We start from the raw sequence: 14208 nt of genomic DNA on the forward strand, positions 1-14208 counted from the left end.
GAGCTATGCCTGAATCTGGGTGACGGAGCCGATCAGGCGGCGTGGCTTTGCTGGGGCGGAATGACCTCGATGCCGTCGGCGAATCTGGCACCGGCGATGATCTTCGGCAACTGATTTGTGCCTTTCAATCGACGCCAGGTTTTCGAGGCTGCATCGATCAGCTTGAACACCATCAGCCTGGCCGTCTGTGGCGACAACGATCCCTTGGTCCGAACCGTCCTGTGTCGCACTGTGGCGAACACGCTTTCGATCGGATTGGTGGTTCGCAGGTGGACCCAGTGCTCGGCAGGGAAGTCATAGAATGCCAGCAGATCCTCGCGATTCTTGATGAGGCAATCGACCGCGCGCGCATATTTTGCTCCGTATTTCTCGGCGAAGGCTTCGAGTGCAAGCTCCGCGGCAGCCCCGTGTGGGGCCATGGAGATGTCCTGCAGGGCTTTCTTCATGCCGCTCTGCACGGAGCTCGGAACCTTGTTGAGCACGTTGACGGTCTTGTGCTGCCAGCAGCGCTGCCGCCGCGTGCCGGGGAAGACTTCGTCCATCGCCTTCCAGAAGCCGAGGGCGCCATCGCCGACCGCCAGTTCAGGCGCAGCCTGCAGTCCGCGCCGGCGAATGTCGATCAGAAGCTCGCGCCAGCTCTGGGCGCTCTCGCGCACGCCGACCTGAAAGCCGATCAGCTCCTTCTTGCCCTTGGGCGTCGCGCCGATCAAAACCAGCATGCATTCGCTGTGGTCCTCCATCCGGGCCTGCAGGAAGACGCCATCAGCCCAGACGTAGACATAGCGCCGCGTCGACAGATCGCGCTTCTGCCAGCGCTCGTACTCGCCCTGCCATTGCGCCTTCAGGCCTGAGATCACCGATGGCGACAGGTTCGGCGCATCCTGGCCGAGCAGCGCCGAGAGCGCTTCCTGGAAATCGCCGGTCGAGATGCCGCGCAAATAGAGGATCGGCAGCAGGGCATCCAGGCTCTTCGTCCGCCGCGCCCACAGCGGCAGGATCGCCGAGGTGAAGCGGATCCGATCAGCTCCGCTCGCACCGCGGTCTCTGACCTTGGGCCGGGCGACCTCGATCGCGCCGATCCCCGTGGCAATCTTACGCGCAGGCCCAAAGCCGTGCCGCACCACCCTGGCACGGCCATCCGGCAGCTTCAGCTCCGCCGTCGTCTCCAGAAATGCCTGCAACTCGATCTCGACGGCCCGGGCGAGCAGCTCACGGGCTCCGTTCCGCAGAATTTCTGTCAGTGGATCGTCAACCGCAGACGGCTGACGGAAGGGCAGGATGTTGGTAGTCTCGTTCATGGCGTATCGCTCTCCTTGAGAGGTTCTGGCAGGCTCGACACCCGCCTCGATACGCCGCCTCTCTCAACCCGTCATCACCCACTTTCCCGCATAGCTCCTGGCGTATCGCTCTCCTTGAGAGGTTCTGGCAGGCTCGACACCCGCCTCGATACGCCGCCTCTCTCAACCCGTCATCACCCACTTTCCCGCATAGCTCGAGTGACTATCACGAAGATGCAGAAGGCTAAATGACCAGAACTTGCGTTCGCTAACGCGGCGCTAAACGAAGCGGGGCGGCATCAAACGGCAATGCCGACCAAAACAAACGAAGGGAAATTGAAGATGAAACGGAACAAGCTCGCAATGACCGCGCTTGCGCTGACGCTCGCATGGTCGTCCACCGTCGCATTCGCGCAGACCGCGATGGTCAACGGCGAAGTCAAGAAGATTGATGAAGCCGCTGGAAAAATCACGCTCAAGCATGGTCCCATCAAGAACCTCGATATGGACGATGATGGCATGACGATGGTGTTCCGTGTCCAGGATTCGTCGATGCTCAAGCAGGTGAAGGTCGGCGATAAGGTCCAGTTCGAAGCCGAACGGGCCTCAGGAGGCATCACCATCACCAAGCTGCAAAAGGCCAAATGAGGAGTTGGCGGTGCCGCGCCGTAACGGATGCGGCACCGACCTTGGTCACATGCGTGCGTCTCCATTCCTTTGACAGGAGCAGCGATGCCACCTTCGACGGCCAGTTCAGGAACGCTTGCTCGAGAACAGCCCGAACCGCTTTTATTTGATCGCGCCAGGGGCCAACTCACGGGCGCGAGCTCGCTTGTTCGTGCCGCTATCGCCGCGTTGCGGGCGGGATCCGCAGCCACGAAGCCTGTCGGGCACCGAGGTTATGGCATCGGGTGCCGAGTGGTTGGGTCAATCATGGCGCCGCGCGAACTCCTTGTGCGATTGAATGAGGATGCGCTGTTTGCCATGCCATTCTGCGATGCGTATTGGAGCAGGCTACTTAATTGCAGCTATCACTACGAACAAGAGATCGAAGCGCTTTTACGTGTCGCACGCCATGATCGCTATACCTTTGTAGATTGCGGTGCCAATTTTGGCTATTGGTCGATCCTTGCGTCGAGCCGCGCTTTTGGTGTGCAACAGGCGATTGCAATCGAAGCATCCGGACCGAATCTTGGGCAGCTCAAGCGCAATGCAGAACTGAATGGGAATCGCTTTCGCTACTTGCATGCCGCCCTCGCAGGCCGAAGCGGCGACTTTGTCCGTATTCACGGCGCTAGACATGAAAAGTTCGCAACCGTTCCGCTCGCACGAGCAGAGCCGGGGTGCGTCGAGACAGTGTCGCTTGACGGATTAGCCGAGGCCGGGCTGATCGACGCGTCTGTTCCGCTTGTCATCAAGTTGGACGTCGAAGGCGTCGAGATCGAGGCGTTGCGCGGCGCGCGCGGTTTGCTCGCGGGTGATTGCCTCGTGATTTGCGAAGAGCATGGTTCTGATAAGACGCATGCCGTGTCGCGCTATCTGGCGGAACAGACTTCGCTCGAGCGTTTTATCTTCGACGAGGACAATGGCGTCTTCATGCAGCTTGATCAACTCAAGGGTCTTGCACGAATGAAGAAGCATAGCTGGGTCGGATACAACGTCTTCGCGACCTCGAGCGAACACTGGAGCAAGAGGCTTCTTTCCGCAAGCTGGCCACCCAAATGACCGGGCCGGACCAAGGCCGCTTGCACCCGCCCTATGCCAACCATGCCGGGCCACGCCACCCTTTTTGCGTGCGGAAGGCGCGCATCTCCGACGCTGCAGCGATCGCACTGCTGGCTCATGCAGCTGGCGGGGACGTTCTTCAATTTATTCTGGGAGGGCTCAGTCAAAGTGCGGCTGCACTGGATGTTTATCATGAGATGGTCTGCGAACCCGGCGGCATCTACTCATTCGAACGATGTGTGGTCGCCGTCGCCGGCAATGCCGTTGTGGGAATGGCCAATGCATTTCCGGCGGGCCTCATTCACAACGAGTATCCCGTCCGCAGTCCGACCTCTCGCGATGTTCTGCTCAAGCCCCGGTTCGAGCTGAACGATTGGAAAAGCTATCTCCTCAACAACATCTGCGTCGGCCCCGACCATCGTCGTGAGGGCGTCGGAACCGCTCTGTTGAAGGCGGTCGTCCGCGACGCAAGACGCCAGGGGCACGCCTCTCTAACGCTTCATGTATGGGCGGACAATCACGGTGCCGTCGCCTTCTATCGAAGGTTTGGCTTTCGTCAACGCGGCCGCGCCCCGATTCCATGGCACATCGATTTGCCACACGAGGGCGGAAGTTTGCTCATGAAGCTGCCGCTACGTACTGTCCCCGATGTGCCCGCTTTCCAAGACGAGGATCACCCATGATCGCTCTTCCCTATGACTATTTCCTGATCGCCTGGTTCGGGCTCGCTTTTGCGTCCACCGCATACGTCGCCTTCGATCAATTCAACGGCAATCCCGAACCGACGGTGATGAAGTGGGGCTTCATCCTCGTCACGCTCTATATGGGCCCGTTCGGACTGTTGCTCTACGTGCTTGCCGACAAAGAGCCGCGTCCGGGCGAGCATGAGCATTTCACCTCGCCGCTGTGGAAACAGGGCATCGGCAGCACGATCCATTGTGTCGCTGGCGATGCGACCGGAATCATCCTGGCGGCGGCCGTCACAGCCTCTCTGGGATTGCCGATGTGGATCGACCTGATCGTCGAATACATCGCCGGCTTCTCTTTCGGACTGTTCATTTTCCAATCCCTGTTCATGAAAAAGATGATGGGCGGGACCTACTGGGAAAACGTCCGCAAGAGTTTTATGCCCGAATTTATCAGCATGAACGCCATGATGGCGGGCATGGCGCCAACGATGAGCCTGCTGATGATGGGCCGCGACATGCGCGCAATGGACCCGCTCGAATTGATCTTCTGGGCCGTGATGTCGCTCGGCGTCATGGTCGGATTTGCAACCGCCCATCCGTTTAACGTCTGGATGGTGAAGAAAAAGATCAAGCACGGGCTGATGACCGAGCGGGATGAGGGCGGGCAAGGCGGTCCTCGGGGTCACGAAGGGCATGGGGAGGCAAAGGCTCCATCAGCCGCCGGGGGCCATGCGGGGCATGGAGCCGGACAGCAGATGACCAGCGACGCCACCACGCCTCAACTGGCGGCGCTCGCAGGCGTGACATCGTTCCTGCTGATTTCGGGGATGGTTCTGCCGGGCTTCTCGGTCAATCTTCGGCTGAGCTTGCGTGACGTCGATGCCTCCATCATGCCGCCTGGCATGATCAACACGTTCGACCTTCCGGGCGAAGCCATGAAAGACATGGCGGCCGTCAAGCCTAGGAAAGTGACATATGTCGCGCCGAAAGACGCCAAAGGAGATCAAATCCTTCAACCGCGCATCGAGAACGGCGTCAAGGTCTTCGATATCGAAGCGTCCGTCATCCGATGGAATATACTCCCGGACGTCGCAGTGGATGCCTACGCCTACAATCGGCAGGTCCCGGGACCACGACTGCAATTGACGGAGGGCGATCACGTCCGGATCAACCTCCGCAACGCGCTGCCGGAGAGCACGACGATCCATTGGCACGGTCTGATCATCCCCAACGAAATGGATGGACCCGCAAAAATCACGCAAGATCCGGTGCCGCCAGGGGGCTCCTATACCTACGACTTCGAGGTGGGCCAGAGCGGCACGTATTTCTACCATAGCCACGATCATCCAGACCGGCAGCAGGCGCTCGGGCTTTACGGTGCGCTGCTCATCTCGCCGAAGGATCCGTCGACGGAGATTAAGGCGGATCTGGACTACACCATCCAGCTTCAGGAATGGCTGAAGCGGGAGTGGTTGACCTATCCGGCCATGCTGATGGAAGGCGCACTGCCGAACTATTTCACGATCAACGGCAAGGCCTATCCGTCGACTGACACCGTCGCCATGAAGGTCGGCCAGACCATCAAGCTCCGCTTCATCGGCACCAACAACAACTTCGTGCACCCGATGCATGTTCACGGCGGGCCGTTCGAGGTCGTCGCGGTCGATGGCGTCAACCTAAAGGACAGCGCGCGCTATCAGGCCGACACCGTCAACGTCGGTCCGGGGCAGCGCTACGACGTAGTATGGACGGCGCGAAAGCCCGGGAAGTGGCTGGTGCACTGCCACATTCCACATCACACGGCCAATAACAACGTGGAGCAGCATGGCGGCGGCGGGCTGATGCTGGTTCTCGACGTGCGGTAGGAACGATGAACAACGCTTCGACCAAGCTGATGGACGAGGATTTGTCGACCTGCGTCGACGACGGCCTGCGCTGCTACCGGACCTGCCTCGACACGGACGTGAAGCGCGGCCTGGCCGAAGAGGCGAATAGAATCGCGGCGAAGCACATTCGGCTGATCTTGACATGTGCCGAGATGTGTCGCACCGCCGCACACCTCATGCTGTTGAGATCGCCTCACCACCGCCAACTTTGCGAGGAATGTGCGGCAATCTGCTCGGAGTGTGCGAGGGAATGCGAACGTGTCGGCGGCATGGACGAATGTGCCGAGGCTTGTCGTTTCTGTGCCGATAGCTGCCAGGCGATGGCGATCTGACGATCGACTGCCGTATCCCCTAAACATGTCGCCCACCGCAATGCGAGTAAACACATCGATGAACGTCAATCCTTTTCGCCGTCACAGTGCCAAATCTGCGTGCCGACCGCGGCGATGAACTGCATGACGAATATACCGGTACGAGCGGTGCAGGTGCGTGCTGGCAGGACGCCGGCTGGCGACGGCCGGGACGTGAGGCTTGATCTGTTTCGCGGGCTGGCGAACTGGACGATCTTTCTCGACCACATCCCGAACAATGCGGTCGCTTGGCTAACCACCAGGAACTATGGCTTTAGCGACGCCGCCGATCTCTTTGTCTTCATCTCCGGCTACACGGCGGCCTTGGCCTACTCCAAAGCCATGCGCCGTGACGGCTTTTGGGCAGGTGCAGTCAAACTGATGCGGCGCGTCTGGCAGCTCTATGTGGCGCACATTCTCCTATTTGTGGTCTACGTCGCCGCCATCGGCTGGGTCGCCCAAACCTACCGTCATTCTCACCTCTTGGACGAATTCAACGTCGCCGGTCTCATCGCCAATCCGATTGAATACCTCACTGCGGGATTGCTGCTAAAGTTCAAGCCGTTGAACATGGACGTCCTGCCACTTTACATCGTGCTGATGGCGGTTTTTCCGGTCGTGCTCCGCGCGATGTTGGCGAGGCCCAACACGACGCTCTTTTGCTCGCTCAGCCTGTACGTTTTTGCGCGCCTCTTAGGCTGGAATCTGCCCGCTTGGCCTGAGGGCGTCTGGTATTTCAATCCGTTCGCCTGGCAGCTGCTGTTCGTGCTTGGTGCCTGGTGCGCTCTCGGCGGCGCGAAGCAATTACACTGGTTGCTAACCTCTCCGGCCGTACTGAGGTTCTGTATCCTTTACCTCGTTTTCGCACTCATTGTAGCACTGCCGCAAAATCTGGGTATGCAATCATCCGCCCTCGCCTGGTTGTCAGATGGTTTGGCCATCGACGACAAAACCAATCTTGCGCCGTCACGTCTTCTGCATTTCATTGCGCTGGCTGTTCTTACGATCAGCCTGGTCCCTCGTGACCGACCCTGGCTTCGCAGTCCGCTTCTTCGCCCGATGATGCTCTGCGGACGCCGATCGCTGGAGGTTTTCTGCGTCGGTATTTTCCTGTCGTTCGTCGCTCATTTCTTGCTCGAACTCATCTCCAATTCTTTGCTGATGCAGATCGCGGTGAGCATCGGCGGTATCGCCCTTCTAGCTGCTGTCGCCTGGCTGAGATCTTGGCCGGCCAAGAATAACTCTCCGGGTCCAGGCCCCTCCAGCGCTGGCGCAATCCAATGACCGAACATGCTGCGAGACGGCAGACAATCCCGGCTGCAGTCGCAGGACGGCTGAAGACCGCAGTCTTTCAGCTCCGGGTCAGCGCGGCGCGCCTTGTCTATGATCGCATACTGCGATCCCTCGTCACCGATGTCGAGTGGTGCTGCCGTTTTTACCCTATGCTCGATTCCGATTGTGCAAAGCAGGTGCTTATCGTCGGGCCGCACAGTTTTGCGTTTGCTCTGTCTTTCGCAACCCATTACCCCGAAGTCTGCTTTGTTGCGGTCGAGCCGCAGGGAAGTCAACGGTACACGCGCTCTGCGGGACGCCAGGGCCTCAATAATGTAAACTTTATCGAAGTGCCCGCAGACGCGCCGCTTCCGTTCACGCACGAGGCGTTCGATACGATCATCTGCAATTTCGCGCTGCATCGGCTCATGCCAGCAAACAAAATTGCATTGCTGCGGGGTCTTGCGCCCTTGTTGCGCGCCGACGGTCGTCTCCATGTCGTCGAGCTGGACCGGCCGGCCTCAGTCCGAGAGGGCAAGATGCTCGGTTTTGCAGCCCTGCTTTGGGGAACTGACGCTGTTGCGCCGCATTTTGATGACACCTGGCGCAAATGCCTGCCTCCAGCAGGCCTGCGAGTGCTTGCGCATGATCGGTCATTTTCGATCGTCGCGGGCAGAGTTTCGGTCATAGTGGCCGGCCACAAGCGCAGCGGCGCTAAACCGATGCGAAGAACTCAAAGATAAGGATTGATGGAGTGAGGAAAGTCTTAACTGCGGCGGCTCTGCTCGTCATCGGCGTTGCAATAGGAGCCGTTTTGTTTATCACATCAGGCACATACGACATTGGCGCCGATACGCCCCACTGGGCGCTTACGCGACAGATCATGGAGGTCACGCGCGAGCGCTCAATCGCGGCTCGCGCGACGTCTCTCACCATACCGAATCTATCCGACGAGCAACGGATACTCAAGGGAGCCGGGCAGTATGCCGCAATGTGCGTAAACTGCCATTCGGCGCCCGGCAAACCCGATACCGAATTGGGCGAGGGGCTGTATCCTAAGCCACCGAATCTCTATCAAATGAGCTTGGATGCCAAGACGATATTTTGGGTGACAAAGCACGGAATCAAAATGACGGGAATGCCGGCGTGGGGGCGGACCCACGATGACGATACGATCTGGAACGTTGTGGCGTTCGTCATGAAATTAAAGGGAATGTCCGGCCCACAGTACGAAGACATCGTCGCGAAAGCTCCACCTGACGATGACATGCAAGACATGCCCAATATGCAATCGCAAGGTGGACCCGAAAAGCCCAACAAGGCATCGACCGGCGAAGCTAACAAGCCAACGAGCGAAGCCAACAAATCGTCCAGCGAAGCAAACAAGCCTATGGGTGAAGCGAACAAACCGGCGGGGCACCAGCACTGACCAAGCGTCCCAACTCTCGCAGCGGTGCAAGCAACGTGAGAAGCTTGCACCGCATTCGGACGAGGCTCTGATCGTGGCCTGTACGAGCCCGCTCACCTAGCCTTTCTTATCCTCCTTCTTCTCTTCCTTCTTCATTTTTGCTTGAAGCTCTTTCAAATCCTTTTCATTCTGCTGGAGGGTCTTGCGCGCTTCCTTGGCAGTGTCTGTATCCTTTGTGTTCTTGAGAAGCGCCTCCGACATATCAATCGCTCCCTGATGATGGGCGGCCATGCTCTTCATCCACGCCATCTCGGGGTCGGCGTCCATCATGCCCTCCATCATGGACTTGTTCATCTTGTCCATTGCCGACATTGCGTCCTTCTGGAAAGGGTTCATGTTCTTGTCCGACATGCCCTGCATGCTTTTATCCGACATGCCCTGCATGCTCTTGTCTGACATACCTTGCATGGATCCGCCCGACGCAGGTGCCTGCTGCGCCGCTGCCGGAAGGCCACCCAAGACCAACAACGTCGCGGCGAATGTGAACTGACCGAGCTTTTTCATCATAAGTTCCTTATTGGGGGTTTCGACACCGCGTGAACCATCCGATGGTGCTCGTGGTTCCAAAGCGAAGCCCAGGCGCTCCTCGGCAGCGCTCAGCCCGGGATTTCGTCCTCCTCATCGGAACTTCCGCCTCGCACGGGCATCTCGAAGTTAGTCGCTACGAACGGCAAAATGCCGACAATTGGTTTAGCCTGCGGCGTTTGGAACGTTTGAAGAGACCTGTCGTTTGCAGGCTCGGAGCGGAGGATGCGGCGGTCGCTGCAGCTCCAGGGCACAGATTTGGAGCACCGGCATGAGCAGAAACCATAAAAACGATCACCGCGGGAACGATGACGCGATAATTCAGACCTTCGATGACTATCAGCTCTATATCGGCGATGGCAGCTCAAACCATTTTTCCGGCCCGAGCAGCGACATGAACATCACATTCGGTCGGGGCGGCAACGATCAACTATCCGGCGCGTCCATGGATGACGATTTGATCGGAGGAGCCGGCAACGATGTCCTCACGGGTGGTGCGGGCGCCGATCATCTTGTCGGCGGTGCCGGCAACGACCGACTGGTTGGCGGGGACCAAGCTGACATGCTGATGGGCGGTCCCGGCAATGATGTTCTCAACGAAGGCGCCGGTCACGGCGATCTGGAAGGCGGGCCGGGCAATGACATGCTGACCGGCGGTCTGGGAGCCGACGCCTTCGTCATCTCCCCAGATAGCGGCAACGATATCATCAAGGATTTCCGCGCCGGGCCCGGAATGTTCGATCATATCGCAGTCATGAATCTCGAACCCGAGCAACTGCGCTTTGCGGATACCAAGGCCGGTGTCCTGATCAGTTGGGATACGGGCAAAGGAGATGGTTCGGTTCTGTTGGAAGGCGTCTACAAGAAAGATCTGGCCCAGGACGACTTCATGTTTACCGACGACCGCCACCTGCTCAATCCGGCGGATGCGCATTCTGATCGTTTCTCCGCTGAGCACTTAGGCACGACCGGCGGCAACGAGGCCGGCCCAGGTCCGACTGGCGCGCCCACCAATGCGTCATTCACCAGTTCTTTTGACGACAACAACGTGAAATTCGGAACTGACGCTCAAAATGACATGCTTCTTGGCACCGCCAAGAACGATTTTTACTTTGGTCTGGGCGGCAACGATTATCTGTCTGGCGGTGCGGGCGACAATCACCTCGACGGCGGGGCCGGTAATGACACCCTCGTCGGAGGATCTGGACAGGACGACCTGCGCGGCGGTGATGGGAACGACAAGCTCTACGGCGGCGCCATGGGCGACAACTTGATGGGCGGAGCCGGTAACGATTATCTCAGCGGAGGTGCGGGGCACGACATGCTGGATGGTGGCGCGGGCAACGACGTCTATAGCGGCGGGGCCGGAGCCGACGCGTTCATTGTCGCGCATGGCAGCGGTAATGATGTTGTGGTGGGTGGCTTTGATCCAGGTCCCGGAGCGTTCGATCACATCGCATTCACCGACATCATGCCAAACGAAGTCAATGTGGCGGATTCTGCCTCGAATCACGGAGATGCTCATACAGGCGTGCTCGTCGCATGGGGCGATGGATCAATTTTCCTGGAAGGCATCGCCAAAGGCCAGATGGCTCAGGATGATTTCATGTTCAACGCCGTCGAAGGCGGGGCGTTTGTTCCTGACCCCCAAATCAGCACGGAAGGAAGCCGCATGCTGTTTCAGAATGGGCACCCCGATTGGCCGATGGCGTGAGGCCTTCCTCCTCCCCTCACGTCGCTCGTGATGCGGGCCATCATGGCTCGCATCACGAGCGTTTTTGTAAGTCATAGACGGTCGCGGAGCACCTTGCCTTGGACATTTTGCGCGATGACAAGGACACATACCGCCCGCAGCTCGTCGCTGCGCTTGTTGGAATCGCCTGCCTGAGTGCGCTGGTCAGCGTGCTGTACCTGACCGGCTCGCTGTATATGCTTGAAGTCTACGACCGTGTTTTGCCGAGCCGAAGCATCCCGACCTTGGTCGGGTTGAGCGTGATCGTCGCCGGACTTTATGCCTTTCAAGGGTTTTTTGATCTGATGCGCTCTCGGCTGCTGGTCCGGCTGGCCGGGGCGGTGGACATGTCGCTTCGCCGAAAAACATACGAGGCGGTCGTGCAGGCGCCACTGGGACCGGCTTCCCGCAGTGAAGGGCTTCAGCCCTTGCGGGACCTCGATCAAATCAGGACGTTTTTGTCGAGCACCGGGCCGGCGGCTCTGTTCGATCTTCCCTGGGTTCCCATCTATGTCCTGTTATGCTTCGCCTTCCACTTCTGGATCGGAGTGGTCGCCTCGATTGGCGCTGTGCTGCTCCTCGCTCTGACGCTGACGACCGAATTGCTGTCCCGCCGGCCAACGCTTCGCTCGGCGAGCGCTGCCGCAGCCGCTATGGATCTCGCTGAAGCTGCGCAAAGAAATGCTGAGGTGCTCAGGGCCATGGGTATGGTTCCGCAAATGGCCGATGTTTGGGAGCAACGGCGCGATGATCATGGGTACAACTACGCCCGCGTCGCTGACGTGGCCGGAGGCTTAGGGGCGATCACGAAGGTCGTCCGCTTAGGCCTTCAGTCGAGCGTGCTGGCCACAGGAGCTTTGCTGGTCATTCAGGGCGAAGCAACAGGCGGTATCATGATCGCAAGTTCAATCCTGCTGGCTCGCGCACTCGCGCCTGTCGAGCTTGCAATCGCCAATTGGAAGGGCTTTGTGGCGGCCCGCCAAAGCTGGAGCCGTTTGCGTATCTTCCTGCTCCGGTCGCCGCAGAAGCGTCCGTCCATTAGGCTGCCCCCGCCACTTCGCGAAATCAGCGTCGACTTTGTCAGCTTGGCGGCTCCGGGAGGAGAACGTTTGTTGCTGCGCGATATCAACTTCTCCCTATCGGCAGGGCAGGTCTTGGCCGTGGTCGGCCCGTCCGGGGCCGGAAAGTCGTCACTTGCGCGCGCGCTCGTCGGAGTGTGGCAGGCGATGAGGGGCAGGATCAGACTTGATGGCGCCCCGCTGGATCAATGGTCGCCCGATCAGCTCGGCCGCCACATAGGTTACCTGCCCCAGGACGTTGAGCTGTTCGAAGGCACCGTCGCCCAGAATATCTCGCGCTTTTCAGCTAGTGCGAACTCGGAAGCGATCATTTCGGCTGCCACGGCTGCCGGGGTTCACAATCTCATATGCTCTCTGCCCGATGGGTATGATACCAATATCGGTCCGCGGGGTACGTCGCTCTCGGCCGGCCAACGCCAGCGCGTTGCGCTTGCGCGCGCTCTTTTCGGCGACCCGTTCCTGGTCGTGCTGGATGAACCAAATTCCAGTTTGGACGCCGACGGCGAGGCGGCGCTGCTGGAGGGCATCCGGCGCGGGCGCGAGAAGGGAATGGCGTTCGTTATCATGGCGCATCGCCAGAGCATCCTAGCCGCTGTGGATCGCATCCTTGTTCTGGGAGCAGGCCAAATGCGGGCGTTTGGCGCAAGGGACGAGGTGCTGAAGGCGTTGCGACAAGGAGTGGAGCCGGCCGATAGAGCAGAGCAACTGCCCCAAAACGCGCGAACGCTTGCACCGCAATCGGGTGCATCGTTACGAATCACGCGGGTGGGCACATGATGGCCAGCTCCGCGGACATGCGTCGTTCAGTTCGTCGTCATCTGCTGTTGAGCTCGTTCGGCGCTGCTCTGCTGATAGGCGGATTTGGTGGCTGGGCTTCTACCACAGAACTCGCTGGCGCCGTTGTCGCCTCAGGATCTTTGGTCGTTCGCTCCAGTGTCAAGAAAGTCCAGCACCCGACGGGCGGCGTCGTCGGAGAGTTACGGGTTCATGAGGGCGACGTCGTCGGCGCGGGAGACGTGCTGATCAGACTCGACGAAACTGTAACGCGTGCAAATCTGGCTGCTGTTGAAAATAGCCTGATGGAATTATATGCGCGACAAGCTCGATTGACTGCCGAGCGCGACGCTTTGGGCACAGTCGAACAACCGTCCTCTCTGCGTGGCTTCTCGGACGCCGCGCGAGCCGCCGAGGTGCTCGCAGGCGAGCGAAGACTGTTCGAGCTGCGCCAAACGGCACGGGCGGGGCAAAAAGCCCAGCTTCGCGAGAAGATCGGCCAAATCACAGAGCAGATCCAGGGCCTGACCGAGCAAATTGCGGGCAAAAAGCAGGAGACCGAGTTGATCAGCCGGGAGCTTGTCGGCGTGCGCGAGCTTTGGGCCAAAAATCTCATTCCGATCCAGCGCGTAACCGCATTAGAGCGGGATGCAGCACGCATCAAGGGAGAGCACGGCCAGCTTGTGGCGTCGACGGCGGAAGCCAAGGGAAAGATGTCTGAAATTGGATTGCAGATCATCCAGGTCGATCAGGATCTTCGAAGCGAGGTTGCAAAGGAGCTTCGCGAAACGGAGGGAAAAGTTGGCGAATTGGTTGAGAAGCGCGTCTCGGCTCAGGATCAGCTCAACCGAATAGATATCCGGGCGCCGCAAAGCGGCATGGTTCATCAGCTCTCGGTCCACACGGTCGGAGGAGTGATCAGCCCAGGCGAGCAGTTGATGCTGATCGTTCCCCAGGCCGACGTCCTCGTGGTCGAGGCCAAGATTGCGCCGAAAGACATTGATGAAATCAGGCTGCAGCAGTCAGCAGTCCTCCGTTTCACTGCCTTTAATCAGCGCACGACGCCCGAAGTTCACGGAACGGTGACGCTGGTGGGAGCCGACGAGATCACGGATGACAAGAGTGGCAAGTCGTATTTCAAGATTCAAATTACACCATCTTCGGAGGAGTTGGTTCGCCTGAAACAGGAGAAGCTCGTACCCGGGATGCCCGTTGAAGCGTTTGTCCAAACCACCTCCAGGACAGCGCTGTCCTATTTCGCAAAACCCATAACCGATCAGGTCACTCGCGCTTTCCGCGAGCAATAAACCAACGGGTCGATATGACTGGCTTGCAGGGGCAGATCGTCAGTCTGCTCAGATTCCGCCGCTGACCTTGATTTGCCGCCCGTCCGTTAAGAGCGGCGAAGTGGATGATGGCGGGGCCCTATGC

General features: G+C 59.2%; 13 protein-coding genes. 11 read left to right on the forward strand and 2 right to left on the reverse strand.

Features of this window, described 5'->3' with window-relative positions; genetic code table 11:
- Positions 1 to 32: 32 nt before the first annotated feature.
- Positions 33 to 1298, reverse strand: coding sequence for an IS256 family transposase (locus ASG57_RS15690; protein ID WP_057196787.1), 1266 nt, complete (start codon positions 1296 to 1298; stop codon positions 33 to 35).
- Between the two features lie 321 nt (positions 1299 to 1619).
- On the opposite strand from ASG57_RS15690, the gene ASG57_RS15695 reads away from it, so the two are divergent.
- The 8 genes from ASG57_RS15695 to ASG57_RS15730 all read left to right on the forward strand — a co-directional run bounded on the left by ASG57_RS15695 (position 1620) and on the right by ASG57_RS15730 (position 8628).
- Positions 1620 to 1925: a copper-binding protein gene (locus tag ASG57_RS15695; RefSeq protein WP_057196844.1), complete on the forward strand. Its 306-nt coding sequence runs from the start codon at positions 1620 to 1622 to the stop codon at positions 1923 to 1925.
- Between the two features lie 84 nt (positions 1926 to 2009).
- The gene (locus ASG57_RS15700; RefSeq protein ID WP_057196788.1) at positions 2010 to 3002 is read left to right on the forward strand and encodes an FkbM family methyltransferase; all 993 of its coding nucleotides are present in this window, start codon (positions 2010 to 2012) and stop codon (positions 3000 to 3002) included.
- The gene (locus ASG57_RS15705; RefSeq protein WP_082528978.1) at positions 2999 to 3685 is read left to right on the forward strand and encodes a GNAT family N-acetyltransferase; all 687 of its coding nucleotides are present in this window, start codon (positions 2999 to 3001) and stop codon (positions 3683 to 3685) included. The genes ASG57_RS15700 and ASG57_RS15705 overlap by 4 nt, the downstream gene beginning before the upstream one ends.
- Positions 3682 to 5556, forward strand: a complete 1875-nt coding sequence (locus tag ASG57_RS15710) for a multicopper oxidase domain-containing protein (protein ID WP_057196789.1) — start codon at positions 3682 to 3684, stop codon at positions 5554 to 5556. Before ASG57_RS15705 ends, ASG57_RS15710 begins: the two co-directional genes overlap by 4 nt.
- 29 nt (positions 5557 to 5585) lie before the next feature.
- A complete protein-coding gene (locus ASG57_RS15715; protein WP_057196846.1) occupies positions 5586 to 5909 on the forward strand; it encodes a four-helix bundle copper-binding protein in 324 nt (107 codons plus the stop codon).
- Between the two features lie 123 nt (positions 5910 to 6032).
- Complete coding sequence (locus ASG57_RS15720; RefSeq protein WP_057196847.1) at positions 6033 to 7211, forward strand: OpgC family protein; 1179 nt, start codon at positions 6033 to 6035, stop codon at positions 7209 to 7211.
- Positions 7208 to 7942, forward strand: coding sequence for a class I SAM-dependent methyltransferase (locus ASG57_RS15725; RefSeq protein WP_057196790.1), 735 nt, complete (start codon positions 7208 to 7210; stop codon positions 7940 to 7942). The genes ASG57_RS15720 and ASG57_RS15725 overlap by 4 nt, the downstream gene beginning before the upstream one ends.
- Positions 7943 to 7953: 11 nt before the next feature.
- Complete coding sequence (locus ASG57_RS15730) at positions 7954 to 8628, forward strand: c-type cytochrome (RefSeq protein WP_063817267.1); 675 nt, start codon at positions 7954 to 7956, stop codon at positions 8626 to 8628.
- A 96-nt stretch (positions 8629 to 8724) separates the two neighbouring features.
- Here the strand turns inward: ASG57_RS15730 and ASG57_RS15735 are convergent, their stop codons facing one another.
- A complete protein-coding gene (locus ASG57_RS15735) occupies positions 8725 to 9171 on the reverse strand; it encodes a DUF305 domain-containing protein (RefSeq protein ID WP_230646625.1) in 447 nt (148 codons plus the stop codon).
- 292 nt (positions 9172 to 9463) lie between these two features.
- Between ASG57_RS15735 and ASG57_RS39665 the strand changes: the two genes are divergently transcribed.
- From ASG57_RS39665 to ASG57_RS15750, 3 genes are all read left to right on the forward strand, one after another.
- A complete protein-coding gene (locus tag ASG57_RS39665; protein ID WP_057196791.1) occupies positions 9464 to 10906 on the forward strand; it encodes a calcium-binding protein in 1443 nt (480 codons plus the stop codon).
- A gap of 98 nt (positions 10907 to 11004) precedes the next feature.
- On the forward strand, positions 11005 to 12780 hold the full coding sequence (locus ASG57_RS15745; RefSeq protein ID WP_063817266.1) for a type I secretion system permease/ATPase: 1776 nt from the start codon (positions 11005 to 11007) through the stop codon (positions 12778 to 12780).
- Positions 12777 to 14084: an HlyD family type I secretion periplasmic adaptor subunit gene (locus ASG57_RS15750; RefSeq protein WP_057196792.1), complete on the forward strand. Its 1308-nt coding sequence runs from the start codon at positions 12777 to 12779 to the stop codon at positions 14082 to 14084. Before ASG57_RS15745 ends, ASG57_RS15750 begins: the two co-directional genes overlap by 4 nt.
- The last annotated feature ends 124 nt before the right edge of the window (positions 14085 to 14208 follow it).

The organism is Bradyrhizobium sp. Leaf396, assembly GCF_001424605.1.
In the GTDB taxonomy this organism is placed as follows: domain Bacteria; phylum Pseudomonadota; class Alphaproteobacteria; order Rhizobiales; family Xanthobacteraceae; genus Bradyrhizobium; species Bradyrhizobium japonicum_C.

Excerpts from the sequence above, each read along its gene's own strand:
- ASG57_RS15690 (WP_057196787.1), bottom strand. The coding sequence starts at position 1,298 with ATGAACGAGACTACCAACATCCTGCCCTTCCGTCAGCCGTCTGCGGTT.
- ASG57_RS15695 (WP_057196844.1), top strand. The coding sequence starts at position 1,620 with ATGAAACGGAACAAGCTCGCAATGACCGCGCTTGCGCTGACGCTCGCA.
- ASG57_RS15700 (WP_057196788.1), top strand. The coding sequence starts at position 2,010 with ATGCCACCTTCGACGGCCAGTTCAGGAACGCTTGCTCGAGAACAGCCC.
- ASG57_RS15705 (WP_082528978.1), top strand. The coding sequence starts at position 2,999 with ATGACCGGGCCGGACCAAGGCCGCTTGCACCCGCCCTATGCCAACCAT.
- ASG57_RS15710 (WP_057196789.1), top strand. The coding sequence starts at position 3,682 with ATGATCGCTCTTCCCTATGACTATTTCCTGATCGCCTGGTTCGGGCTC.
- ASG57_RS15715 (WP_057196846.1), top strand. The coding sequence starts at position 5,586 with ATGGACGAGGATTTGTCGACCTGCGTCGACGACGGCCTGCGCTGCTAC.
- ASG57_RS15720 (WP_057196847.1), top strand. The coding sequence starts at position 6,033 with ATGACGAATATACCGGTACGAGCGGTGCAGGTGCGTGCTGGCAGGACG.
- ASG57_RS15725 (WP_057196790.1), top strand. The coding sequence starts at position 7,208 with ATGACCGAACATGCTGCGAGACGGCAGACAATCCCGGCTGCAGTCGCA.
- ASG57_RS15735 (WP_230646625.1), bottom strand. The coding sequence starts at position 9,171 with ATGAAAAAGCTCGGTCAGTTCACATTCGCCGCGACGTTGTTGGTCTTG.
- ASG57_RS39665 (WP_057196791.1), top strand. The coding sequence starts at position 9,464 with ATGAGCAGAAACCATAAAAACGATCACCGCGGGAACGATGACGCGATA.
- ASG57_RS15750 (WP_057196792.1), top strand. The coding sequence starts at position 12,777 with ATGATGGCCAGCTCCGCGGACATGCGTCGTTCAGTTCGTCGTCATCTG.